Annotated in this window: 20 protein-coding genes; 11 read left to right on the top strand and 9 right to left on the bottom strand. The window is 48.0% G+C overall.

The annotated features are described in order from the left end of the window. Nucleotides 1–124: 124 nt before the first annotated feature. From BLW34_RS03685 to BLW34_RS03670, 4 genes are all read left to right on the top strand, one after another. On the top strand, nt 125–2,716 hold the full coding sequence (locus BLW34_RS03685) for an Rne/Rng family ribonuclease (RefSeq protein WP_090575766.1): 2,592 nt from the start codon (nt 125–127) through the stop codon (nt 2,714–2,716). Between the two features lie 206 nt (nt 2,717–2,922). Then, entirely contained in the window at nt 2,923–4,422 is a 1,500-nt protein-coding gene (locus BLW34_RS03680; RefSeq protein ID WP_090575763.1) for a metallophosphoesterase, read from the top strand. A gap of 1 nt (nt 4,423) precedes the next feature. Next, nucleotides 4,424–6,421: a CHAT domain-containing protein gene (locus BLW34_RS03675; RefSeq protein ID WP_090575760.1), complete on the top strand. Its 1,998-nt coding sequence runs from the start codon at nt 4,424–4,426 to the stop codon at nt 6,419–6,421. 265 nt (nt 6,422–6,686) lie between these two features. Beyond that, on the top strand, nt 6,687–7,667 hold the full coding sequence (locus BLW34_RS03670) for a sulfite exporter TauE/SafE family protein (protein WP_090540364.1): 981 nt from the start codon (nt 6,687–6,689) through the stop codon (nt 7,665–7,667). Between the two features lie 227 nt (nt 7,668–7,894). Here BLW34_RS03670 and BLW34_RS03665 read toward each other — a convergent pair whose 3' ends face one another. The 5 genes from BLW34_RS03665 to BLW34_RS03645 all read right to left on the bottom strand — a co-directional run bounded on the left by BLW34_RS03665 (nt 7,895) and on the right by BLW34_RS03645 (nt 11,567). Next, a complete protein-coding gene (locus tag BLW34_RS03665; RefSeq protein ID WP_090575757.1) occupies nt 7,895–8,749 on the bottom strand; it encodes an Hsp33 family molecular chaperone HslO in 855 nt (284 codons plus the stop codon). A gap of 161 nt (nt 8,750–8,910) precedes the next feature. Beyond that, entirely contained in the window at nt 8,911–9,489 is a 579-nt protein-coding gene (locus BLW34_RS03660) for a tRNA 5-(aminomethyl)-2-thiouridylate-methyltransferase MnmM (protein WP_090575755.1), read from the bottom strand. Next, a complete protein-coding gene (locus BLW34_RS03655) occupies nt 9,464–10,522 on the bottom strand; it encodes an NAD(P)/FAD-dependent oxidoreductase (protein WP_090575752.1) in 1,059 nt (352 codons plus the stop codon). The genes BLW34_RS03660 and BLW34_RS03655 overlap by 26 nt, the downstream gene beginning before the upstream one ends. Further along, nucleotides 10,512–10,871, bottom strand: coding sequence for a HopJ type III effector protein (locus BLW34_RS03650; protein WP_090575749.1), 360 nt, complete (start codon nt 10,869–10,871; stop codon nt 10,512–10,514). Before BLW34_RS03650 ends, BLW34_RS03655 begins: the two co-directional genes overlap by 11 nt. Before the next feature lie 408 nt (nt 10,872–11,279). Next, nucleotides 11,280–11,567 (bottom strand): hypothetical protein, encoded by a 288-nt coding sequence (locus BLW34_RS03645; RefSeq protein ID WP_090575745.1) that lies wholly within the window; start codon nt 11,565–11,567, stop codon nt 11,280–11,282. 843 nt (nt 11,568–12,410) lie between these two features. Between BLW34_RS03645 and BLW34_RS03640 the strand changes: the two genes are divergently transcribed. Continuing rightward, nucleotides 12,411–12,743 (top strand): cupin domain-containing protein, encoded by a 333-nt coding sequence (locus BLW34_RS03640; protein ID WP_256203558.1) that lies wholly within the window; start codon nt 12,411–12,413, stop codon nt 12,741–12,743. A 533-nt stretch (nt 12,744–13,276) separates the two neighbouring features. Continuing rightward, nucleotides 13,277–13,756, top strand: coding sequence for an LEA/WHy family protein (locus BLW34_RS03635; protein ID WP_090575739.1), 480 nt, complete (start codon nt 13,277–13,279; stop codon nt 13,754–13,756). A gap of 155 nt (nt 13,757–13,911) precedes the next feature. Here the strand turns inward: BLW34_RS03635 and BLW34_RS03630 are convergent, their stop codons facing one another. From BLW34_RS03630 to BLW34_RS03620, 3 genes are all read right to left on the bottom strand, one after another. Then, nucleotides 13,912–14,244: a GNAT family N-acetyltransferase gene (locus tag BLW34_RS03630; RefSeq protein ID WP_218138762.1), complete on the bottom strand. Its 333-nt coding sequence runs from the start codon at nt 14,242–14,244 to the stop codon at nt 13,912–13,914. Nucleotides 14,245–14,360: 116 nt separating this feature from the next. After that, nucleotides 14,361–14,762, bottom strand: a complete 402-nt coding sequence (locus BLW34_RS03625) for a hypothetical protein (protein ID WP_143037858.1) — start codon at nt 14,760–14,762, stop codon at nt 14,361–14,363. 157 nt (nt 14,763–14,919) lie between these two features. Further along, entirely contained in the window at nt 14,920–18,306 is a 3,387-nt protein-coding gene (locus tag BLW34_RS03620; protein ID WP_090575732.1) for a M20/M25/M40 family metallo-hydrolase, read from the bottom strand. A 162-nt stretch (nt 18,307–18,468) separates the two neighbouring features. Between BLW34_RS03620 and BLW34_RS03615 the strand changes: the two genes are divergently transcribed. The 5 genes from BLW34_RS03615 (at nt 18,469) to rlmKL (ending at nt 22,403) form a co-directional block, all read left to right on the top strand. Beyond that, on the top strand, nt 18,469–19,578 hold the full coding sequence (locus BLW34_RS03615; protein WP_090575728.1) for a TolB family protein: 1,110 nt from the start codon (nt 18,469–18,471) through the stop codon (nt 19,576–19,578). 167 nt (nt 19,579–19,745) lie between these two features. Next, entirely contained in the window at nt 19,746–20,714 is a 969-nt protein-coding gene (locus BLW34_RS03610; RefSeq protein ID WP_090575725.1) for a toll/interleukin-1 receptor domain-containing protein, read from the top strand. 104 nt (nt 20,715–20,818) lie between these two features. Next, nucleotides 20,819–21,070 (top strand): VF530 family protein, encoded by a 252-nt coding sequence (locus BLW34_RS03605; RefSeq protein ID WP_090575839.1) that lies wholly within the window; start codon nt 20,819–20,821, stop codon nt 21,068–21,070. Further along, nucleotides 21,067–21,279, top strand: a complete 213-nt coding sequence (locus BLW34_RS03600; protein WP_090575722.1) for an RNA-binding S4 domain-containing protein — start codon at nt 21,067–21,069, stop codon at nt 21,277–21,279. The genes BLW34_RS03605 and BLW34_RS03600 overlap by 4 nt, the downstream gene beginning before the upstream one ends. A 68-nt stretch (nt 21,280–21,347) precedes the next feature. After that, nucleotides 21,348–22,403, top strand: coding sequence for a bifunctional 23S rRNA (guanine(2069)-N(7))-methyltransferase RlmK/23S rRNA (guanine(2445)-N(2))-methyltransferase RlmL (gene rlmKL, locus BLW34_RS03595; protein ID WP_256203557.1), 1,056 nt, complete (start codon nt 21,348–21,350; stop codon nt 22,401–22,403). Nucleotides 22,404–22,553: 150 nt separating this feature from the next. On the opposite strand, the gene BLW34_RS03590 is transcribed toward rlmKL, so the two are convergent. After that, complete coding sequence (locus BLW34_RS03590) at nt 22,554–23,660, bottom strand: lytic transglycosylase domain-containing protein (protein WP_090575719.1); 1,107 nt, start codon at nt 23,658–23,660, stop codon at nt 22,554–22,556. Between the last annotated feature and the right edge of the window lie 620 nt (nt 23,661–24,280).

The raw sequence follows: 24,280 nt of genomic DNA, 5'->3' as shown, positions 1-24,280 counted from the left end.
ATAGACCTTTCTTAATACCATGACCCAATTATCTGAACAATAAATTCTATTATGCGTAAACGATAGGAAGCTATGCTGTCTAGATGCAGCAATCTGCCCGTGAATTGAGCGCGGGAGGCATAAAATGAAACGCATGTTATTCAATGCGACACAGCCAGAAGAGCTGCGTGTCGCGATTGTAGATGGACAAAAACTGATTGATCTCGATATTGAGACAATTGGTAAAGAGCAACGTAAAAGTAATATTTATAAAGCAATTATCACCCGACTAGAACCCGGACTGGAAGCCGCCTTTGTTGATTACGGCGGAGACCGCCATGGTTTCCTACCCTATAAGGAAATTTCCCCTACCTGCTTCGGCGAGGATGTAGATTTACCGAGTCATCGTATTCAAGGTTTACTCCGGGAAGGTCAGGAGCTAATCGTTCAAGTAGATAAGGATGAACGCGGCACTAAAGGTGCTGCGTTGACTACCTATATCTCCCTGGCAGGACGTTATCTGGTCTTGATGCCTAATAATCCCCATGGTGGAGGTATTTCCCGTCGCATCAGCGCGGAAGAACGCACTGAGCTGCGCGATGTCATCTCGCACCTGCAGGTTCCGGCCGGAATGAGCATTATTGCACGTACTGCAGGCATTGGCCGCAATGAAGAAGAGTTACAGTGGGATTTAAACTATCTGACGCAGCTTTGGCACGCGATTGAAGAAGCCGCCAAAAATCAAAGTGGCGTCTTTCTGATTTACCAGGAAAGCAGTCTGGTCATTCGTGCCATTCGCGATTATTTTCATCATGAAATCGGTGAAATTCTGGTTGATAATCCTGAAATTTATGAGCAGGCGTGTCAATTTATGGCTCACGTTATGCCGGGTAATGTCGATCGACTCAAATTATATCAGGACGATGTACCGTTATTCTCCCGCTTCCAAATTGAACATCAGATAGAGACGGCCTACTCCCGGCAAGTATCGCTGCCTTCAGGCGGGGCGATCGTAATTGATCACACAGAAGCACTCGTTTCGATTGACGTCAATTCGGCGCGAGCCATTCGCGGCACTGACATTGAAAATACCGCGCTTAATACCAATCTGGAAGCTGCAGACGAAGTTGCCCGGCAACTTCGTCTGCGTGATCTAGGAGGGCTCGTTGTTATTGATTTCATTGACATGGAAATCGCCCGCAATCAACGTGAAGTAGAGTCGCGTCTACATGAAGCGCTGCATTTTGATCGTGCGCGCGTTCAGGTTGGAAAAATCTCACGTTTTGGGCTGTTAGAACTATCGCGACAGCGCTTGCGCCCCTCCCTTGGAGAAAGCAACTATATCACTTGCTCACGTTGTCATGGTACGGGACACATACGCGGCACCGATTCGTCTGCCCTGCATATTCTTAGAATCATCCAGGAAGAAGCCATGAAAGAACATACCAGTGCGCTGCACGTGCAGTTACCTGTAGATGTGGCTACGTTCCTGCTAAACGAGAAACGTTCTGATATTCATAATATCGAGGCACGCTTAAAAGTTAATATTATCCTCATTCCTAATATCTATCTGGAAACGCCAAATTATAAAATTACCCGGCTGCGCCATGAGGATATCAAATCAACAGAAATGCATGCCAGTTATGAGATGGTAGAGAAAGTTGCAGAGGAAATTGTCCTTCCGTCAACCACGCAGGAAACGAAACCAACACGTCCCCAGGCAGCGGTAAGAGGAATTACACCGGCACAGCCTGCGCCGCTACGTGAAGAAAAGCCTCGCGAGCAGATCTCATTTCTAGATAAATTCTTTGGCTGGTTCAGACCAGCCGACCATGAACACGCGCAAGCAGAGCCCACTCCAAGCAATCATAAGGAAAGGTCCCAATATCGCGAGCGAGGACGGGGACGGCGAGATCGTGGCCGGGGTGGACGCAGTAAAGAGATGCTCGCTCACGAACAACGCAAGCGTCACGACCTTAATGAACCGTTGAGTGAATCACCTCATGAATTAGCCGGTGCCCTGCTTGAGGAACGGATGACTCCTGAGCACAATGGAGAGGTCGTACAAGAAAATCATGAAAGCCAGACTGCTCGAAGAAAACAGATTCACCCACCGCGTGAAGAACAAGCACTCGCTGAAACGGAACTACCGGCAGAAGAAGTGATCCCGGCAATTGAAGCATCCCATGAACAAGTGGAAGAACGGACACGCTCACGCCGACGCCGTGGAGGACGGCAACGTGTCCGTACTGAACGATTCCGTGCCAATAGAGAAACTGAAATTGAAAATTCTGCTCCCTTAGAACAATCTGAGCCAGAAAACCACTCCGGTGGTCAGGCGGCAACGCAGAAGCTCATTACCTTTAAGGCAGAAAGTATCGCATCTGAGATGAGCGAATCTAGCCAACAATCTGAATCAGCAGATCGTTCTCCTGATCTTTTGACAGCCTCGCCTGCTCCCATCACCCAGCTTGACTCAACAGAGGAGCGCATTCCGGTTCTAGCAGAACATGAACCCCCTGCTCCCCAACCCAGTTCACCTCAATTATCGGAACCACGTGCCGTTATCGAATTACCGGATTTGAGCAAAAGTGGCCTAGTCATGATTGAGACTGCTCCTGATAAAGTTTCTGAAACCGTGGAAGAGCTGAGTCCTCCCAGGAGGCCACGACGTAAGCCAGCAGCCTCAAAAACGATTCAATCTGAGCCATTGGTCCAGGTAGAAACAAAAAATTAATTTTTGAATAAGAAGGGGAAAAGCAACAATCCCCTTCCTTCAAAGAAACCCAGGATACGCTGTCAAGGATGGAGGCAATGCGTTAGGCCGCAAAGTAGCGGGTAGCTCGATATCGGCTATTATCGCCCCTCTCCATGCGCTCCATAACATGCAAATAAACAGAGACAGGTAGATCAGTAATCATCTTAATTCAATGAGGTAACGATATGAGTGATTTTCCCGAATACGATGAAATCCATGCTATCTCAGACATCCATATGGGCGGCAACAGGCTTGATTTTCAGATTTTGCGTGAAACCAAGCGCCTTGCCAACTATATCGGCTGGGTTGGGCGGCAACGGCCCGGGGGACGCGTAGCGTTGGTATTAAATGGTGACATCATCGACACACTGGCCGAAGACATTCACGGCTACGTTGCCGTTGACGAAGCGGTTGCCACCATCCAGCGAATCATGAAAGACCCATCGTTTACCAGCATATGGAAAGCTTTGGCTGATTTCGTCAAGCTGGAAGGGCATACACTGATCATCATTATTGGTAACCACGATATCGAATTATCTTTTCCTATTGTTCAACGTTTGATTATTACGTATCTAGCAGGAGCTGATCTGGCAGCCCGTGCGCGTATTGAATTTTCTACGACCGGCGCAGGCTACACTTGCATGGTAGGAAATGCGCGCGTCTATTGTACTCATGGCAATGAAGTCGATGCTTGGAATTACAACCGTTACGAAGATTTGGCGAAAGTGGGACGACGTTTGAATGCCAGCCGTTCGCTTGATCCCAGTGAATGGTATCCTAATGCCGGTACACGCATGGTCAAGGAAGTCATGAATGACGTGAAGCGCAGGTTTGCCTGGATTGATCTGCTTAAGCCGGAAACTTCCGCAGCCATCGGCACCTTGCTGGTACTTGATCCATCGCAAGTCAGTAAAATTGGCAAACTGCTATCGATCGTCGGCGAAAAAGTACAAGGACAAAAACAAGCCGACCAACGCCTGTCGGCTGAAGGCTTTCAGCAGCCCAGTCAGAATGCCACTCTGCCATTTACCGCCGATCGTTTATTGGGACCCAACCTTAAAGCTGGAATATTAGGTGCAAAAGCATCCGATGGACGTAGAGCTGAAGACATGTTACTGGCCGCGGAAGAAAACTTTAATCGTCCGAATGCGAATATCGCAGTAGCCGACAGCACCTTGGGCACGCCGCAACTCATCCTGGACAGTTTAACCGGCTGGATGAGAGGCGTCGGCAAAGATGAAGCACTGCGCCGGGCGCTAAAAGACTGGCTGGCAAACGATAAAACATTCGACATATCCGATCAGGACGATACCTATAAACAAGTGACCGCTGCCGTGGGATCGCCGATCGACTTTATCATTACCGGCCATACCCATCTTGAACGCGCAATCGACATGGGGGGCGGACGCTATTATTTCAATAGTGGCACGTGGATCCGGTTATTGCAGTTTACCGAAACCATGCTGAAAGACACGGCCTCCTTCAAGCCAGTGTACGATGTGCTCATCAATGGCAAAATGGAAGTCATTGATCAGGCCAAATTTGGCAACGAACCTTTCGTAATGGATCAGACCAGCGCTGTGTCGATCAGGGAGGAAAACGATAGGGTAGCGGGTAGATTGACTCATGTGGTGGGTGACGGTTCAGGCACACCTGTTGAGATAAAAAAATTCACGGGGAGGTGATATGAGTATTGACCTCAGCAAGGCAATCCAGCAATTCAAACTTGAATTTCTCAGACCAGGGCCACCGCATAATCAATTACTCTCGCCACTGACGCCTTATATCGCATTATGCGGCGAGGATGGACCAGTGACGGTACAGATGCCGTTTGAACACCGGCAGTTGTTGATGCGTTTGCGCAGGCTACGTTATGAATCGGATAAAGACCCCACGAAGGATGAACAGCGCCAGGCTGAAGTCCGCGATATGGGTGAAGCGATTGGGAGAGTGCTCGGCCAGATTCCAGCGCTGCTTTCAGAATTGGGTAATGCTGCAATGGAAGACGGAAAACTGGTTCATCTGCGCCTTTCCTTATCCGCATTTGAACTTGGCCTAATTCCCTTCGAGCTTGCCGTGGGCACGGACGGCTTTCCAGGTTCTGGTTCCCCACTGTTCCTGCAAACGCGCACACCGATTTCAATCACGCGGGAAATCCGTCGTGGACGCCCCCTCCCTGTCGAATGGAACCGACCGCCACGCATCCTCTTCGCTTTTGCAGAACCAGACGGTCTTTATGTCCCTGCCCAAGCTCATTTGCAAGCGCTCCGTTCAGCCATCGAGCCTTGGGTAAAAATCAGAAACCCAGGCATGACCAAGGAGCGCGTTGAAGATGTCAAAAAAATACTGACTATCCTACCCAATGCCACCTTGAAACAAATCCGTGAAGCCTGTGCTGAAACCGAGTATACCCATGTACATATTCTGGCGCACGGTGCGCCACTGGAAAGCTCCGGTGATAAACGCTATGGGGTAGCATTATGTAACGATCTTGATCAAGGCAAAGACATCATTGACGGTGAAAGGCTTGCCATTGCGCTGACCGCTCGCGATTCTTCAGGAAATACGAAATTTTGCCCGACACTGGTCACGCTCGCAACCTGTGACTCAGGCAATATCGAATCGATACTGACTCCTGGGGGCAGTATCGCGCACGAGCTTCATGCAACCGGTATCCCTTGGGTGATTGCTTCACAGTTTCCGCTATGGATGAGCGCCTCAGCCATCGCTGCTGAAGTACTTTATCGTCGTTTACTAGGCGGCAATGATCCACGCTGGATCATTTATGAATTGCGTCAGCGCTTGCGTACCGACGCATCCGGTACTCATGACTGGGCCAGTATCGTGGCCTATGCTACCGTGCCATTAAACTTCGAAGATCAAGTGAATGCCTTCCGCGACAAGCAAATCAGAAGACGGTTAGAGGTGAAATTCGGCCGTATCGACGAATTGGTGGGTACCGCGTTGGATTCTGCTGAGCATGGTGAGGAAATCGATTCATTATGCAAGTCGATCCGCATCGAACTTAAAGCATGGCGTGAAGAACCTGAAGCAATGACTTCTTTCAACGTGAAAGCGGAACGTCTTGGCATGAGTGCCGCCAGTGAGAAACGTATCGCCATTGCCTACTCATTGCTTGCTGACAGTCACTCGGCTGATCCCGGCGAGAAGTCGAAGTGGGCACGGGAAAGCAGAAAAGCCTATGAAGCTTCACGTGAATTCTATCGCGAAGCATTGGAAGTTGAGCCCCATAACCATTGGGTTATGACTCAATATCTTTCTATCATGGCAACACCAGCACTAGCCAATAAGACCGCTTTTAAATTTTTATCGAAAGATTATGGCCGATGGTGGATCGCGGCCCGGCAAATCGCCGAGTGGAAATTAAATAAGGCAACCGGAGAAAATCGGGCGTATACATTAGGAACGCTGACAGAACTTGCTTTGCTCGGCGTAGCTTACGGTGGTGAAAATTTTGATTACGAGCAGGCGAAAAAGGATATCGCCCATTATTGCAATGAGATACAGGCACTGCTTGGCCCTGATGAATTCCCGCTCCTTTCAACACAGCGTCAATTCAGGCGCTACATCAGGTATTGGGATAGGGAGGAGTGGAGAGATCTTGCCTGTATCGCCTTGGAAACATTGGGCAGTAATTTTTCAGAGGAATCGCTAGAAAACTGACAGAGCTTAGAATAATGTAGGTCAGAAAAATACACTATTTCTTGCTGCTAGCTCATCACTACAACGGCAGCTCAGGCCTTAGCAGGTGATAGGGGCGTATTTCATTGGGCCTCATAAGGACCAGCCTACCACAGTATTTTCCTAAACTGAATACTGTAAACAGCGCTAGAAATTCTTACCTATAAGTATATTACTTAATATTATTTCTAATTTTGCTCAAGTGCGGCTATAGTGCCACACACTTTGAAACTATAAAGTTACGCTCATGAAAATCCGCAACCTTGACCTGACAAGCAACCCGGTAAATGAAGAACACCAACAATTGGGATTACCTCCTGTTGAAGACACCATATCTCATTTGGATGCACACCCTTTTCTACGTGCCGCCGTATGGCTTGCTGTCATTATTTTAATTTCGCTCATTTTGTTTCTGGTTGGCCGCTTCTTTCTTGCACAGAATTGGGGTGATAGCTGGCAGATTATCAACAGTACGCTCGACAGCAGAATTTTCTGGAGCGCTGTTGCCGTTGGTTTTCTCGCACAAGTGGTCGACGGTGCTTTGGGTATGGCCTATGGCGTCACCGCAACGACATTTCTATTAGCATCGGGTGCCAGTCCTGCTGCAGCCAGTGCCAGTGTGCATATTGCTGAAATTTTCACCACCGGGGTCTCAGGTATTTCTCATGCCAAATTTGGCAACGTAAACAAACAATTATTCACGCGCCTACTGGTACCAGGCATACTTGGCGGTATATTAGGAGCAGTATTAGTCACCCAAGTGGACAGCGCATTATTTAAGCCTTTCATATCGGCTTACCTGTTGCTGCTGGGGATTTATATTATTAGCAAAGCCTTCCGTCAGCTAAATATCCGCAAAGAAGCCCCCAGGCATGTAGGCAAACTGGCACTTTTTGGAGGTTTCATGGACGCAGCAGGTGGCGGTGGCTGGGGGCCGATTGTCACAACGACCTTGGTCGGCACAGGGAATGATCCGCGTACAACGATTGGTTCAGTCAATTTTGCAGAATTTTTTCTGACATTAACCAGTGCAGCCGTTTTTGCGTTGCTGATGGAAACTAATACTTGGCCACTGATTGTAGGCCTGGTATTCGGTGGTTTATTTGCAGCACCTTTTGCAGCATTCTTATTGAAGAGATTCCATGCACGCACTCTGCTGATACTGGTGGGCATTTTGATTACCATGATCAGTCTTTACAATCTTTATAAGGCTTTTATTACTTTATAAAAAACAAATCTCCCGGAAATACAAGGCATAAATTCCAGGAGATTTTTTTCTGTTATCAGCCAAACTTGCTTACACCCAATCGCTCTAACGCGCCATGCCTTATTGCTAATCACTTTGGATTGATATGGCTGGATTTAAGCGACAGCAACCCATGTCGCTATCGATTATCAAGCCTGAACTGGGTCATTTTTCACGCTGATTGACCGGCATACCTGCAGAATATGATCTCAATGCACCGTCGGCCCGGCTTCGCGAAAGATAGCGTCGATAGTCAGTGCGTCAAAGCGATATTCGCGATTACAGATATCATCATGCACGACGATTTCGCCGCACTCCTGCAAAATGGCGTTGACTTCTGCCCTGCCCAGGGACCGCAGCATATCGTAGATCCTGGCTGGATCTTCCTGGCAGCCGTAGCTAACTGCCTGCGCATCGAAGATGCGAATGGTCTCTTCAACAAACAAGCGTGTGAGGATTTCTTCAGCGGTCAGCCTGAACATAGCCTGGTCGTGCACGGTTGCAGCGAGCGCTTCTATGCGCGTCCAGCCATCGGGGTCCCGCTGGTCGGCGGTGGGCAGTTTCTGCAGCAGAATACCGAAAACAGCATCATCGGATGCCGTCAGGAACAGGCGTGAAGGCAGTTGTTCGGATTGCCTGAAATAATGCTCAAAGATTGTGGCAATCGTGTCACCATCGAGCGGCACAATGCTCTGGTAAGTTTCACGCATCGATAGCATGTCCAGGGTCAACACCAGCTGACCATGTTCCAGTAAATCGGGCACAGGCTGCACTGCAATTGGAGGCGTATATTTAGCCATGCCTCGCAAATGAAGACTTTCATTACAGTCGATGACCAGCATGGGAACGGGGCCATTGCCTCTCAGCTGAACGGTCAGGCGTCCGGGCTGCTTGAGATTGCCACCCAGCAGCAACGTGGTAGCGCTGATTTCCCCGAGCAGTTGCATGACAGGCGCCGGGTAATTCCGATCTTGCAGCATTTGCTGCCATACGCTGTCCAGATGCACCACTGCGCCGCGTATATCCAGATTCTCCAGTAAAAAACGTTGTAAGTAGTTGTTCATTTCAATAGTTCCTTGGTATTGCCACTCATGGCTGTAAAAACAGCACTCAGAATTTATCAACCTTTAGCATCGAAATAAACGTTGGCTTTTTGACGGGGGCGATGTTTTAAATTCTGACATAATGACTATTTGCTGCTAAAAAAGTCAGGCATATTAGCAGATCAAGCCATTTTCCGGATCACAAAAAGTCGCGGCGCCTGAGGTTTATCATGTTGACTCAGTACGATGTCAGCCTGAAAGCGACGCTGATCGAGTTGTCGGCACCACTCGCTCAGGCGCAAGGCTTCTTCATCACCGCCAGCATGACCGGGATAAGCCAGCACGGTCAGAATCCCTGGTGTGGCCAACAATCGACAAGCTGTATTGACGGCAATCAAGGTCGAGTCAGTCTGGGTAATGATGCTCTTATCCGCCCCTGGCAAATAACCCAGATTAAACATAATCACCTGTATCTGACCATGAAATTTTTGCGGAATATGTTCATCCATCGATGCATGGCTGGCATGAATCAGCATCGCTCGGTGCAGTAAATCACGCTGTCGCAGCCGCTGCATAGTAGCTTGAAAGGCCTGAATTTGCACATCAAAGCCATAGACTTGACCGTTGTCACCGACAGACTGGGCTAGAAAAACAGTGTCATGCCCATTTCCAAGCGTGGCATCAATCGCAATACTTCCCTGCGGCAAATTCTGACGAACAAGGTTATGCGCTGTTTCAGCCAAAAAGGAAATGTGAGTCATAATAACGCTGGACGTGCGCAGTGATAGGAAGCGACGCGGCCTGATTCAAGGCTGCGGCAAATTGCCGGGCATACCAAGGAATGGCCAAACTGCCTTTGGCGCCAAAGCCGTTGAAAATATGCAAATCGTTATGGACTGGGTGAGAGCCTATAAAAGGTTGTTTATCCTGGGTGGATGGGCGAATGCCTGCTTGATGTTCAAGAACCTCCATCGGCTGTAGTTCGGGATAAACTTCAACCAAAGCCTGTATCAACTGATTGCTGGCGTGCTCGGTTGGTTGAGTATCCAGATTTGCGTGATCGAAAGTCGCGCCTAACCTGAATTGATGTGATTCAATGGGAATCATCCAGTAGCCAAAATTCAGAATCTGCGCTGGACAGACTGAGCTGGTTTTGCAATTGAGAATCTCGCCTTTCACCGGTTGGAACGGCAGTCCGCCAAACCAGGGATTGGTTGTAGCCCGATGGCCTTCGCAAAACACAATATGCCGCGGCTGCAAATCGCGCCACCGCAAGCATGGCTGCAACTCAATCTCCCGATAATCCAACTTAATTTTCCGGTAACAGCCATTAACCACAAAAAAATCCCGTAAGCTTTTTAGTAGCTGACGGGTTTTTAAATAACCGGTCTGTTGCTGCTGCAGCATTCCAAAGACACTGACAATGCCGGAAGGACAAGATGGGCAATTCATTAGAAATTCTTGATACCCGGCTTGTCCCAGCCTTTGCTCAGCAAGACGCCGCTCATGCTCAGTTTTTAATAGGCGTAACATTTGCATGGGCACAAAAAACTGCTGCCGGAACGCTGCCCCCAATTGCTGATAGCAATGCATGGCAGCCGGCAATAATCGCTCAATTTCAGCAGTCTTGACCAGCCGTGAACCGGTCACTGGATTGATCAGCCCAGCTGCGACTTGCGATGCATTGATCTCACCACTATCAATCACCATGACCCGAACATGCTGACGAATCAGCTCCCAGGCTAGCAAGCTGCCGGCCAGACCCTGACCAACGATCAGAACATCAACCGGCATGCTTGACTTTTAACGCCTCCCCTTTAAAAACGATTCCATCCCAGCCATCGCGCATAAAATTGCGGATATTCTGATGATCATTGCCATCAGGGTTTTCCAGCACATCTTTGCGATAGTAATCGCCAAATAAAGCCAAGGTCTGGGTCTGATCTAACCCATGCAACCTGGCAAAGGCAAAAATCTTGCAAGAACCTTCATTGCGCCCCGCTTCGTTAACCAATGGCTGCTGGATACCATTGCTGAATTCTGTCGGTTGATAATCATAGGCCGCGGCAATCACTGCCATCGTTTCCTGAAAATCAACCACCTGTCCAGCTTTAACACGATCAATAAAATGATTTAGCATCATAGAATCACTCCCAAAGGGTTTGGGATTATAAAGCCGAGTGAGGTATACATGTCATATTAATGAGCAGATTACCCTCATCACATGGAAAGGCCCATGATTCAGATAGAAATCGACAAGGAATAAGTAATGGCTGTCACCCTCTATGCTCGCACTTCTACAGACGTGGGCGTCAGAAAATTAGGTATTCTGGAAACCTGGGAGAGTAGTCAGGAATGTACTGATTTGTACTCATTCTGATGTCTGCTTGAGAATTGCAGGTATCCGCAATGCCTGATGTGGTTCTGCTTTCTCTTTTTTGACTGCTTTTCTTAATTTTGAAAAGATAATGTCTCCGTACCCCATTTGTTTCTTTTAGATATTCATCATAAACAATAACAATACCGGTAATAAGGCAGTCGATTGATCCGATCACTTTATCCTCTGTGATTTATCATGCTTAGCGGTGCCCAATGAGTCCGTCTCATAGATTCTGTCGCCGATTATTTTGTATTGATCTCTACTTCCATCAATCTTCGTCCCAATGCTATCGGCAGGCAGGATTCGGCCATCTTTCTGAATGACCAATGAGGGTTTATTTGGATTGATAGTGCCGATTGAATCTGTTTGATAGATACGGCTATCCTTTGCAGCATCTTCATCATTCCCAAATGATATGGAGCTAATCATAAATACAATGATTATGATGATTCGAGGCATTTTTGTTTCTCCTAAGGATCTTGTGTTCAAAACATTAATACTGATTTCTTGATAAACAGCAGAATGATGTTTTGCTCCTATGATGACCTAAGGGTGCAGCGCTCATTTGCAGTAGAAAAAATTCCTGTGAAATATCCGGCGACTCGACGTTATCCTTGCGCTGTATGGACTGCTGAGAGTGAGGCTGACAGCGAAGCAGCGAGCGGGATCACACGACGGAAAACAGGGACTCTAAAAACCTGAAAAACTGTCACCCTGATCACCCTCCAGCTTTTCAGAATTTCAGGTTTTCGCTCCCCTCCTCCCTCTATGCCATTCGATGACTTCCAGAATGCTCTAAGCCCTGAGCGCTCCATCATAATGACGGAAGGATATTGAATAAAACTTTATTTCAGGGTGGCAGAAAAAAATATTGTACTGAGGTACACGATGAGAAATTGCAACACCTCACTCCACAATAAGGAGGCAAACAGTAAAGTGAATAGCTCTATTTCCTTATGAAAAAGCCAAATCGGCATCATCTCTTAGCCAAGGATGACGGGAACACGGCCTCCAAACACTGAAGTAAGGATTCCAATCAAGCACCCCCGTCGCACTCGACGACTCAACGCCACCCTTGTACTGCAAAGCTTTCTAGCATGAATCATGAAGTATGCGGTCGGCGACAAAGCGATTCTAAATTGGTAATACGGCTGATCAAGGCAGGGTCATTCAAGATAAGCATGGCCAAAGATCAATCAAGAGTGCCTCTTTTGATTTGTAAGAATTACAATACTGTAAACACCTGAATCATACTTATCATTAATTTATACCTCATTTTATATTTTATCCATGAAAGCAACTGTGCCTGATCTTTTGAAACAAATACCGGGTAACGCAACCCAGGAATGGCCGATGGGTGAACCATTCGCGCTAGCGTTTGCGCATGGTTCAATGTCTGTCGAGTTATATGCGCCTCGTGGCACAGATATACAAACTCCGCACGATCAGGATGAACTCTATTTTATTCATTCTGGACAGGGTGAATTTGTCGTGGCGGGTGAACGTCATCCATTTGAAGCGGGTACGGTATTTTTTGTTCCAGCCCATGTCGAACATCGCTTTGAGAATTTTTCACCTGATTTCTCTACCTGGGTTGTTTTCTGGGGGCCTAAAGGCGGTGAAAAGTCTGAATAAAGTACATAAACCCGCCTGCTAGCGCACGATTGATCTGCAAATTTCGTTATAACTTGGCTGTAAACAAACAGATGACAAGGGCTTAATTAAAGCAATTGAATCGGAGCCAACCGTTGTACGGATACGATTCTCCCGACGCAGGGCCGGAGTCAGACTCTGCTCTGCCAGGGCCAGTATAGCAACCGATCATCTCGCTGATTTCAGCGATCAGGTTCAGAATCGCGGGGACGATGATATAGGATGATTGGTAGTTATTCTGATCAGCCATTCCAACCTGACATTGATTGACTGAATTCGGCTAAGATCGACCATCCACTCAGTGTCCCTTTGCGAATTTCGCCATCGGCAGGAATGTGTCGTTTGCAGGTGGTCATAGAATGGGAAGAAAGTAGGACAATCTGTATTGCCTCAGTGAAACCTGCTCACCTCAAGCCGTTAAGACATCAGTCCCAGCAAGCATTCGCCATGAGCTGTGGATACAACGATTAACCTGTTTTTTTTGTTTAAATGCGATTTTTTATTTGGAGAATGGTATGGAACGCATTATTCTGAAGCTGTTTCTGGTTATGGCTGCTTTAGTAGCTGGTTGCACTCAACTAGCCGGAATAAAGCATAATCCCGATATCACCTTGGCTGGGATTGAGCTTGTTGAATTCGGTCTCCTGGAGCAGCGATTCATCCTCAAGATGCGCATCCAGAACCCTAATGACATAGCTCTGCATATCAATGGCATTACCTTCGATGTCGAACTCAATGGAGTAGCTTTCGCCAAGGGCCTGTCCGATAAGGTCGTAATCGTGCCACGCCTGGGTGAAACGGTGATGGAAATGAAAGCGACCAGCACCCTTGGAATGATATGGAAACAACTCGGTGAATTGCAGAAATCCAGCCGCGACAAGGTGGACTACCGACTATCTGGACGACTCTTCCTGCAGGGATTGGGCAGTGTTCCCTTTGAGCAGAAGGGCAACGTGTCTATGCCTAATGGCGCTGGCGATTTAGAGAAGCTTTAATCCTTCGTCATTTGATTGAACCAACCCGGGCAAAGCCAGCGCTGTGCAAGTGTCGTGGTAGGCAGGAGACCAGGAGCGACAACTTTCGCTAACATTGAAGAATTCTACTTTCATCAAGCAAGCGCCCCTACCTGGAGGCCGGGGCCTTGTTTAATTTAGCGTCGTGCGCTGAATGCATCATGGTAAGTGACTACTCCACGGGGCAAAGACCGACCATACGAAATTGCTAAGAAATACTCCGGTGGAACATCAGGAAGAACAAGACCGGATTCTGGCTTGAAACCAAAACACTTGTAATAAGCAGGGTCACCCAGCACCACGCAACCTGCAGCACCACGTTCCTCAAGCAATCTAAGCGTCTCGCGTATGAGACAAGAGCCGATACCCTGTCCTTGTCGCTCAGGACTGACGGATATAGGGCCAAGGCCAAACCAGATGTTAGCCCCATCTGAAATGGAAACAAGGGATACCGCGACATGCCCAACCACAGCGCCCCCTCTTCAGCAACAAGCGCGATGGAAAGAACTCCAGCTGCACGCGAGGCATCAACAATGAACTGTTCGTTGTGTTTTGTGAGCCGCTCAAAGCGGCAAAATGAGGTCGCTTACGCGGCCCCATGAATCGCTGAATTTATGAGCGTAGCCGTTGCCGAAGACTTGCTCCACGGCTTGCTTGAACTCGGTATCAGAAACAGCGTCACGTTTACACTTGATGACACCAAAGGGCTTGATTCGCTCTTTATCGCGGAAAACCAAGAGATCAGCACGATCCACCGGGATACGGTCGGGCACGGTATAACCTCGACACCAATGCACTCGGACTTGTAGCCGTAACGGTAGATCAGTTCAGCATAGTAAGTGGCGCGTATCTTTTCTTCAGGATCACTCCACTTTTCCATCACATTGACGGCAACGTAGCGGATCTTTTCAGTCCTGCCGCTTGCGATAATCTGTAGATGGCCATCCACAAAGGCTTGTTGCAGGAAACTATCCGTTTCCATCGTCATTTCAAAATCCCCCTTAAATTGTTTTGTCGCGAGGAGTCGATACTTCTCATCTTTACAAAGCTGTTTTAAGCGGCTGCAGAGGCAGCTTCAGCAATGTCATCTTGCCACCCAAAACATTTGGCAAAATAGAATCATGGACTCATGGACTATAGCGCCATTAACGCTCAGCCAGTATCACCTCAACGCTATTCGCTTGATCCGCGCGACGATATTGCAATTCAGTTTTCTGTCCTGCTTGGAGAGTTCTCAGGATATTTGCGTACGATGCTAGGTCACTGATCGGTTGGCCCGCCAGTTGAATCAGAATGTCGCCTGCCTGTAACTGCGCCTGTTGTGCGGGGGAACCTGGGATGACGTTATCCACACGCACGCCTTCACCCTGATAGGAAAAATCCGGCATCGTACCAAGACTGACCCTGCGTTTATCTTTTACCGGTACTGATTCAGATTGCGCATTGTGTGATGGTAAAGCGACGGTCAGGGGTTCGAGACGATTGGCCAGATATTCGGTTGCTTCCTTGAGGATGACAGCCACTTTCACGAGTCCGGCTGCATCGATTTTATCTACGGTATCGCCGGGAGCGTGATAGTCTTCATGTGCGCTGGCGAAAAACTGGACGGCAGGCACGCCCGCTTTGATGAAAGCGGCCTGATCGCTGGAACCGAAATCATTCTGCACAGCGTTGATGGGAATACCCGTGACAAAGCCTGCGCCGCGAAAAACATGCACCAGTTCACGAGCAGTGCCAGCGCCGAACAGGGTAACCGGATTGTTGCCCAACCGCCCTACCGTATCCAGATTCAGCATCGCGGCTATTTTTTCTACCGGATAGTTTATTGCATTGTTAACGTAATGCGTTGAACCCAGCAGACTGGCTTCTTCACCAGTAAAAGCGACAAAAATGATGGTGCGTTGCGGTTGCCACTTAGCGGCGATCTGCCGCGCCAGCTCCAGCATGACTGCAATCCCGCTGGCATTGTCATCTGCACCGTAATGAATTTTCCCCTGGTTAGCGGCGCGCACATCCGGCCAGCCCATGCCTAGGTGGTCATAATGCGCACCAATCACCAGACTTTGCCCGGCTAATTCTGGATTAGTGCCAGGCAAAATTCCGATTACATTACGCAAAGTGAGTTTTCCTTTCGGTGCGCCCACATCCTGCTGCCAGATCTGGTAATAACTGTTGTCATCTCCACCGGGCAGCAGGCCAGCCTGCTGAAAGTTCTGTGCGATATACTCTGCGGCGGTATCCAATTCCGGACTGCCCAATTCACGTCCTTTAAAGGCTTCGCTGGCTAAATGGGTGATATCCACTAGCATGCGGCTTTCAGAAAACAGCGGGGGTAACTCCGCCAGTGCGCGGCGGGGTGCCAAAGTGCCCACGTGGGTGGAAGTAAACGATACCTCATCTTTCTGCTTGATCAACTGGGTTAAGGGTGATTGAGTAACAGGCCATTGACCTTTGTTCACATTAGTCAGCTCATCGCCTTCAAAGACCAGGTAGCTGTATTTGCGGTAATGCGGCAGCTTTCTGGCCAATTCTGCAATCGCCTTGGGATGATCGGATGCCACCCATAATAGGGTTTTATCCGGGTTGGCGGGTTGTCTTGCTGTCAGGACAATGGCGTGCTTTGCCTGCTGATAAGTTTGCTGATCCAGCTGCAGCGCGCCTGAGCGATAAGCCACACCTTGTCCTGACAAAGTCGTGACCAACGCCTGGCTGAATCTATTTTGCCAGCCCATGATCCAGACCGTCCGATCGGTGGGCAGCGTATTCAGTTGATCATCGCGCACCACTTCCAGCAGACCGGATTGGGTTTTTTGCCAATTTGTTGCCAGCAACTGATACGCCTGTAATATTTCCTCATCCGCTTTAGCTGGCAGCACTAATAAGGGTTTTTCCGCGCCAAATCCTTGGGACAAGGCGGAAGGGATTTCGCGGCTATCCAAACGCCTGAACACATCAAACTGCGGATCAATGTCGATGCGCACGGGTCGCGCATGCAAATCCAGTTCGATCATTTGGGTAGGCTGATTGAGGGTGATTTGAGTCTGATAAGCTTGCGCTTCCCCTTGCAGATGAACAGCGACAGGCACAGTGAGCTGGTAGGGTATGCCTTGCTGGGTTTGTTTGATGACCGCCTTGAGCTTAAATCCTTGGGCTGTGGGTTCGGCTTGTGCATCTTGCAGCAAGAGATTGGGAGCGCCACTGTGATATACCCATTGCTTAAAAAACGGAGAAAAATCCTTGCCAGTGAGTGAGTTAAAGGTCGTCTTTAAATCCTCGAAAGTGGCTTGCTTGAATTTAAACTGTTTATAAAAAGCGCGTAACACCCGGACAAAGTCCTCATCCCCGAGCTCTTGCCGCAACATGTGAAAAAACATCATGGTTTTTCCATAGCCCACGGCTTCTGAGCTGGAGCTATGACGCGAAGTAAATTGAGCAATGGGGAAGTCTTTTTCCTTACTCACAAAATCAGTATATTTTTGCAGCACATCACGGCGATACTCCTCACCTTTGCCGCCTTGCTCGCTCACCAGGTGATCAGCGAGATAGGCAGTCAATCCTTCCGACCAATTCCCTTTGGCATAATCGACAAATACGCCATTCCCCCAATAATTATGCAAAATTTCATGCGGATAGGAAGAATGCAGAATGAAAGGAAAACGAACTACTTTGGGGCCAAGTAGCGTAAAAGAAGGCATGCCGTAGCCGGTTTCCCAGAAATTCTCGACCAGAGCAAATTTTGAATACGGGTAAGGCCCCAGCAGCTTGTTATACATGGCAATATATTGAGCGGTGGTATCCAGATATTTCTGGGCTAATGCTTCATCCGCACTGCGCAAATAAACGAATGCATTCACCGCGCCCGCTGATTGTGTGTAGCGCTGATATCGCCCCGCTACGATGTAGATGTCATCCTGTGGCTGTTTCTCTTCCCAAATCACATTGTGGGTCGTTTTTGTTTTTTGCTCACGCACCAAGGTGCCCTGGCTAATGATGTCCCAGTCGGCTGGTACTTGAATATTCAAGTTAAATGACACCATGACATCCTCAAACTGCGGATACCAGGCGGTAGAATTGGCCAGAAAAACCCCTTCATTTGAGATGAGCCCAGGGGTGTAACTGAAACTGCGTGCGTATTCCAGAGCGGGGCCTTGCACGGCGTGATTGATTTTTCCGTTGAAAGTTAAAGTAAATTCTTCTTGTTGTGGCGGCAAGGTCAAAGTGTACAGTTTTAATGGAACCGGTCTGGCACTCAAAGCAGCATTACTTTTCTGTAAGGTAAGATGCGCACCTTCCACTTCAGTCACCGTTAAATCGGCATGCAGGCTGAAATCAAGCTGAATCGCTGTTGGTTGATTCCGGTAGCGTTCCGGAACGCGCACCTGATCTTTTAACCGGATCTCAGAAGTATCCGGCGAGAGCGTAATTTCCATCTGATGATGAAATGTCTCACTGCTTGCAAACACCGTTACGCCATAGAGTAAGCAACTGATGATGAAACCCCATGTCACACTCAATTTGATCGATTTTTTCATTCTTTAAATTTTATAGCTATTTGTTATTCAACTTATTCTGACGGATATTGACGTGATCACCAAACCCTTCCGGAACAGCTTGTTGGAAATGACATCTTGTTTACTTTCTTTTTAAAGCTATGTTTAAATGATTTTTCTTTAGCAACGAGGCTTATAAGTCAAATGAAAAATTTTACACAGAAATCTTCTTTTACTGATTCTCCATTATTGATCAAGAAACTGTTAGCAGCGCTTTTTTTCTTTACCGCAGTCCCTGCCAGTGCAGCAGATTTTATTACCGAGGAGTATCAGCTTTCAGATAAGGAAGTCAGAGTCGGCGAAGCCTATTATCGTGCAGATATGCAGTGGATGGCTTATCAGGCTGAAGTATCCGATAAAAATCCATTTTATCAGATTTACCTGAAGAATCTGGTGAGTGGAAAAGTTCAGCAAGTATCGCCCGGTACCGGTAAAACCACTTGTTCGTGGGTGCATCCTTCACAAGAAAAAGTGTTGTTTTCCTCTACCCATGAAGACCCTGATGCCAAAACCAAGATGACCGCCGAAATTGAAAGAAGAAAATCCGGCGAACGGCAATCCTACGCCTGGGATTATGATGAGTTTTATGATATCTATGAGACTGATTTTGAAGGTGGAAAGATCAGGAACCTCACCAATACCCTGGGCTATGATGCGGAAGCCTCCTGGTCTCCCGATGGCAAACTGATCGCATTCGCCTCCAATCGCAGGGCCTACACCGAACAATTATCCGAGGAAGAAACAGCGCTTTTCAAAAAGGATCCTTCCTCTTTAATCGATATATACATCATGAATGCGGATGGCTCCAACGTAAAAAGATTAACCCATACACAAAGCTATGATGGCGGTCCATTTTTTAGCCCGGATGGCAAGAGAATCGTTTGGCGCCGCTTTTCAGCCAATGGCAGAGAAGCGGAAATATTTACCATGAACATCGATGGATCGGACCAGAAACAAATTACCCATCTCAATATGATGTCCTGGGCGCCCTTCTACCATCCTTCCGGAAAATACATCATTTTCTCAACCAACGTCCATGGACACCGGAACTTTGAGCTTTACATCGTCGATGCGGAAGGCAAAAAAGAGCCCGTGCGTGTGACGGACAAGGAAGGTTTTGACGGCCTGCCGGTATTTACGCCCGATGGCAAATATCTGACCTGGACCAGCGACCGTACACCCGAGAAAAAAGGTCATCTCTTTCACGGAAAATGGAATCATGAAAAAGCGCTAGAGAGTCTTTCCTTACAATAAAGTGATTAATTAAATCAATGGCAAGAAAAGACGCTTCATTTGAGTCTGTTCTTCCTGATGCGACTGAAGGAGCGTTATTCAGGCTCAACTGTGCTTATTCACCAGCACAAGATTCTCGCAACTCGCCATTGTGTATTGTGCGACAGATTGATTGAGAGAAACAGGATATGAAGGTATTTGTCAGTTGGTCCGGAGAGGCCAGTCACGAGGTGGCTAAAGCCATGAAAGACTGGTTGCCGAATGTCATTCAGGCGGTCGATGTTTTTTTGTCGTCAGACGACATTGCCAAAGGCAGTCACTGGTTCCACGAGTTAAGCTCGGTGCTTGATGAATGCGAATTCGGGATTCTATGCCTGACCCGTGACAACTGCTCCGCCCCATGGATCCTTTACGAAGCCGGCGCGCTTGGCAAGCGTTTCGAAGAGGCGCGCATTGTGCCTTTGCTGATTGATCTCAAGGTCACTGATCTGTCGGGTCCGCTGGCTCAGTTCAATGCCACTTTGCTCGACCGGGAAGAAATCGAAAAGCTGGTTACTGTGATCAATGACCAGCTCGGTGCGGCGCAACTTACCGAGAAGCAGTTGCAGCACGCGTTTGCACTCCATTGGCCAGATCTGGAGACGGCGGTGAAACAGGCAGCAAAGAAAGCATCGGCCGGTTCTGACCAGTTTCTGTATGACGTGTTCCTTTCCACGCCCATGGCTGCTTTCTCAACGGATAAGGCCTATCAAAGCAGTCGGGCGCAGTTCAAAAAGATCTTCGATGCCCTCAAGCAGAATTGCGGGCTGTCCGTATACTGGGCCGCGGAAAAGATCGAGAGCATCTCGGATTTCGACACGCTCGATGTTTCGGTATTGGATGATCTGAAAGCACTGCAACTGAGTCGTCAGTTTGTGCTGGTTTATCCTGAGAAACTGGTCACCAGTGCGCTGTTCGAGGCGGGCTTCGCATTGGCATTGAACCGCTTTTCCCACTATTTCGTGCGTGACCGCGACCATTTACCCTTTCTCATGCGAGAAATTCCCGGTTCTAACCCTCATGTGCGCATCCACACCCACCAGGATTGGAAAGACTATGACGATCTGGCTGAGAAGATGGTGCGATACAAGCTCAAATGGTTTGGAAAACAGACGTAAAGAGAGCTGTCAGGGTTAATTTGTTAAGTGCTTCAGTAGTTTCACGCCCAATCGGATGGGGAGCGTATAATGGGCTCCTGTTAACTGTTAACCAGATAATCGCCATGCACGATTCCACTCCAGAAGATAAAAATCATTCACAACCCAAGAACCCCTTACATGGGGTTACCCTGGAGGTGCTGCTTACCGAACTGCATGCGCAATATGGCTGGGAGAGGTTAGCCAAGAAAGTGGATATCAATTGCTTCAAGCAGGATCCCAGCATTAAGTCCTGTTTGAAGTTTCTGCGAAAGACGCCGTGGGCCAGAGAGAAGGTCGAAGCTATCTATATCCAGCTGAAACAGGTTAAATCATGAATGAATTCAGCCTCGAAGGTCGCGACTATATTGCTCTGAATGATCTCTTGAAGATCACCGGCCTGTGCGAAAGTGGCGGTGCAGCCAAGATCGTAATCACCAAGGGTAAAGTCAAGGTGGAGGGTCAGATTGAGCTGCGCAAGACCTGTAAGATTCGCCATGGCCAGGTGGTGGAATATGCTGGGCGGCAAATCACTGTGACAAGCTGAGTTTTGCGGAACAATTTTATACTTTGGCAGGATAAACTCACCTTGAATCTCTTTTTTGTAGATAGATAATGTGGCAGAACCAGGAAAAAGTCTTCTCTGAACCGGAAACTAAATCCCAACAGGAACGCATCGAGCAAATCAGCCGCTGCGCTCAGACCGAACAGCCTGGCGGCCAGGCGGAAATGTTCGCCAACCGCTTACGCAAGAATCTGAAAAAACTGACCAAATGGGCTAAACAGAATCAGGTGCATTGCTACCGGCTGTATGATGCCGATCTACCGGAATACGCGGTGGCGGTGGATGTTTATCAAAGCGAGCGAACCTGGGTCAACGTGCAGGAATACGAGCCGCCCAAAACGATCGATCCCGCCAAGGCCAATCAGCGGCTGGCCGGGGCGATAGCGGAAATAACCCAAGTGCTGGAAATCCCTGTTGAACAGGTGTTTTTAAAGATCCGCCGCAAACAGAAAAGCACCGATCAATACGAGAAACAAGGTGATTCCGGCCATTTCCATGTCGTTGAAGAAGGCGGCTGCAAGTTCTGGGTAAATTTCGAGGACTATCTGGACACCGGCCTGTTTCTCGACCATCGGCCGATGCGTTTGCTGATTCAGCAACAAGCCAAGGGCAAACGCTTTCTGAATTTATTCGCCTACACCGGCAGCGCCACGGTGCATGCAGCGATCGGCGGTGCGGTGTCCAGCGTCACTGTCGATATGTCCAACACTTATCTGGATTGGGCGCAACGGAATTTCACCCTCAACGGCATTCGCGGCGATCACCAACGGGTGCGCGCCAATTGCCTGCAATGGTTGATCGAGCAAGTCAATTCAAAACAAAAGCCGCAGTTCGATCTGATTTTTCTCGATCCTCCGACCTTTTCCAATTCCAAGAAAATGGACGAGGCCTTCGACATCCAAAGCGACCACGTGCAACTGATCCGCAACGCCGCAGCCTTACTGGCGCCAGGTGGGATATTATATTTTTCAACGAACTTCCGCCGGTTCAAACTGGATAAAGAAGCGTTGGCGGATTTGATCATCGATGACATCAGCGCGGTAACGGTACCCGAGGATTTCGCCCGCGATGCCAAGATTCATTATTGCTGGAGAATTTCTTGGTGAGCGCATGCTTGCATATCATCAAAGGGCTCCGGTGCAATGTGTTAACTGAATGTGCCAGGTTTCACATCAGGAATTTAGCTGACAGCGATGTCGAGATCATTGCTTATGGCTCTCCGGAAGATCTACAAGAATTGATCGTACGCTGAAAAATTACGAACCGGTATGCAGTCCCGGTATGCCAATACGCTGTATCTGGATAGCATTGTTTCCTTCCTCATAAGCGAGCAATTTACCTTCTTTTTGCCAGAGACGAAACGCCAGGGAGTAGGATAATACCCGTATCGGATAATCGCGCGGCAGTGTTTGTAAATAAGGCTGAATGGTTGTGAAATCGGAAGCGCCGTATTGCTGCATGATAAAGCGCAGGCCTCCGTTAGCGGGACCGATATTGTAGGCTAATAAAGCCAAAAAGAGGTCATCTTTCATTTCAGCCAGGTAATGTTTAAATGTAGCCGCGGCGATAAAGGCATTGTGTCGGGGATTTTCCAGAGAGACTTTTTCGGTACCCAGCCGCTTAAGCGCCTGAGCCACGACCGTTTTCGGGACTTGGGTAATTTGGAATAAACCGCGTCCGCCGTCACTGCTGTCTCTCGGTATAAAAGACGATTCTGTGGCCGCAATACCCTGTAACAAATTGACATCGACATCAAAAGCAACGGCTGCGTCTTTGATGGTTTGCTGGTATTCCTGAGCCCGATTAACCATTTTTTGCAGCTGTGCTGGACCATGTCTGCGATAAGCTGCATAAACTTGATGCGCGATTGTCATACGCCCCGCTTCTTCCTTACCTCCAACCAGCGTACGGAAATTTCCGTAAGCCAGGGAGAACTCACCGTGGATAACGAGCCAGGTAATCAGCAAGGTAAATAATAGAGATAGTATCGGAGTCAATAATTCAGAATGAAGCTGCAACCATTTTCTCAGTTTCCACCAGCCGATGAAAAAAATGAAAGTAACCAGTATCAATGCCAAAACGCCGATCGCGAACGGTAGCAAACTACCGAAGAAACTGGTGCCCGAGAACCGATTCGCAGAATAGCCTAGCAGCACCATGATGACCAAAACCGCTGTAATGCTCAGGCTGAGAGTTTCTATCCCTATCAGCAATAATTTTCGCTTGAATTCACCGGGTTGATATTTTTTGGGTCGTTTCGGGGATTCGCCTCTGCTGATACGCGCTGCTGGGCCACGCCTGCGCCTGGGTTTCGGCTTTACATTGTCTGGCTTAGAATTGCTGATATTAATCGTTTTATCCATTGGAATAAGGATCTAAATAGTTTAATAAATCAATGGAGTCTTAATGGATTAACAAACAGCTACCGCTATATTCAAAGTATTGACTGGATAATCATTTTCACGGGTAGAACATTCAGCTCTTCCCTCAGTAGAGAGAATAAATAAAATCATCGCTCTGGAAAAATTGGAAACGAATCGATTTTAATCGGGAAATTTACCACCAACTTGAATTAACGTGAGTTCAACGTAAGAAAATCTGTAAAAGGAATCGGAATTCCTTATGATGAAACGATTTTGGGAAAGAGCTTCATCACTAGAAGAGTCAAACTCCAATGGATACTATAGCGATTTTTTGTGCGATTGACGACTTCTGCCAGGAGTGTGCGTCGTGGTGTCAATAACGGAGATGGGATTGTTCTCGGCGAATTCCATCAGGGCCCGCAGATAGAAATACAGTCTGCAATCAAGCCGGATATAAGACTGCAGCCGATTCTTTGTATCACTAAAACACGAAATATCTCTTGCCAGACCGGGATAATCAGGTAGACCTCAATAAGAGCTCTTACCCTCTGACACATTTATACAGCGATATGATTAAAATCTTCTCGCTGTTTAATCTTTTGGACTCTACAATAGCTAAA

The sequence above is a fragment of the Nitrosomonas sp. Nm58 genome (assembly GCF_900107335.1).
Taxonomy (GTDB): Bacteria; Pseudomonadota; Gammaproteobacteria; order Burkholderiales; family Nitrosomonadaceae; genus Nitrosomonas.
Note: the sequence above shows the minus strand (reverse complement) of the source record. Positions and strands in the feature narration are given on the sequence as shown.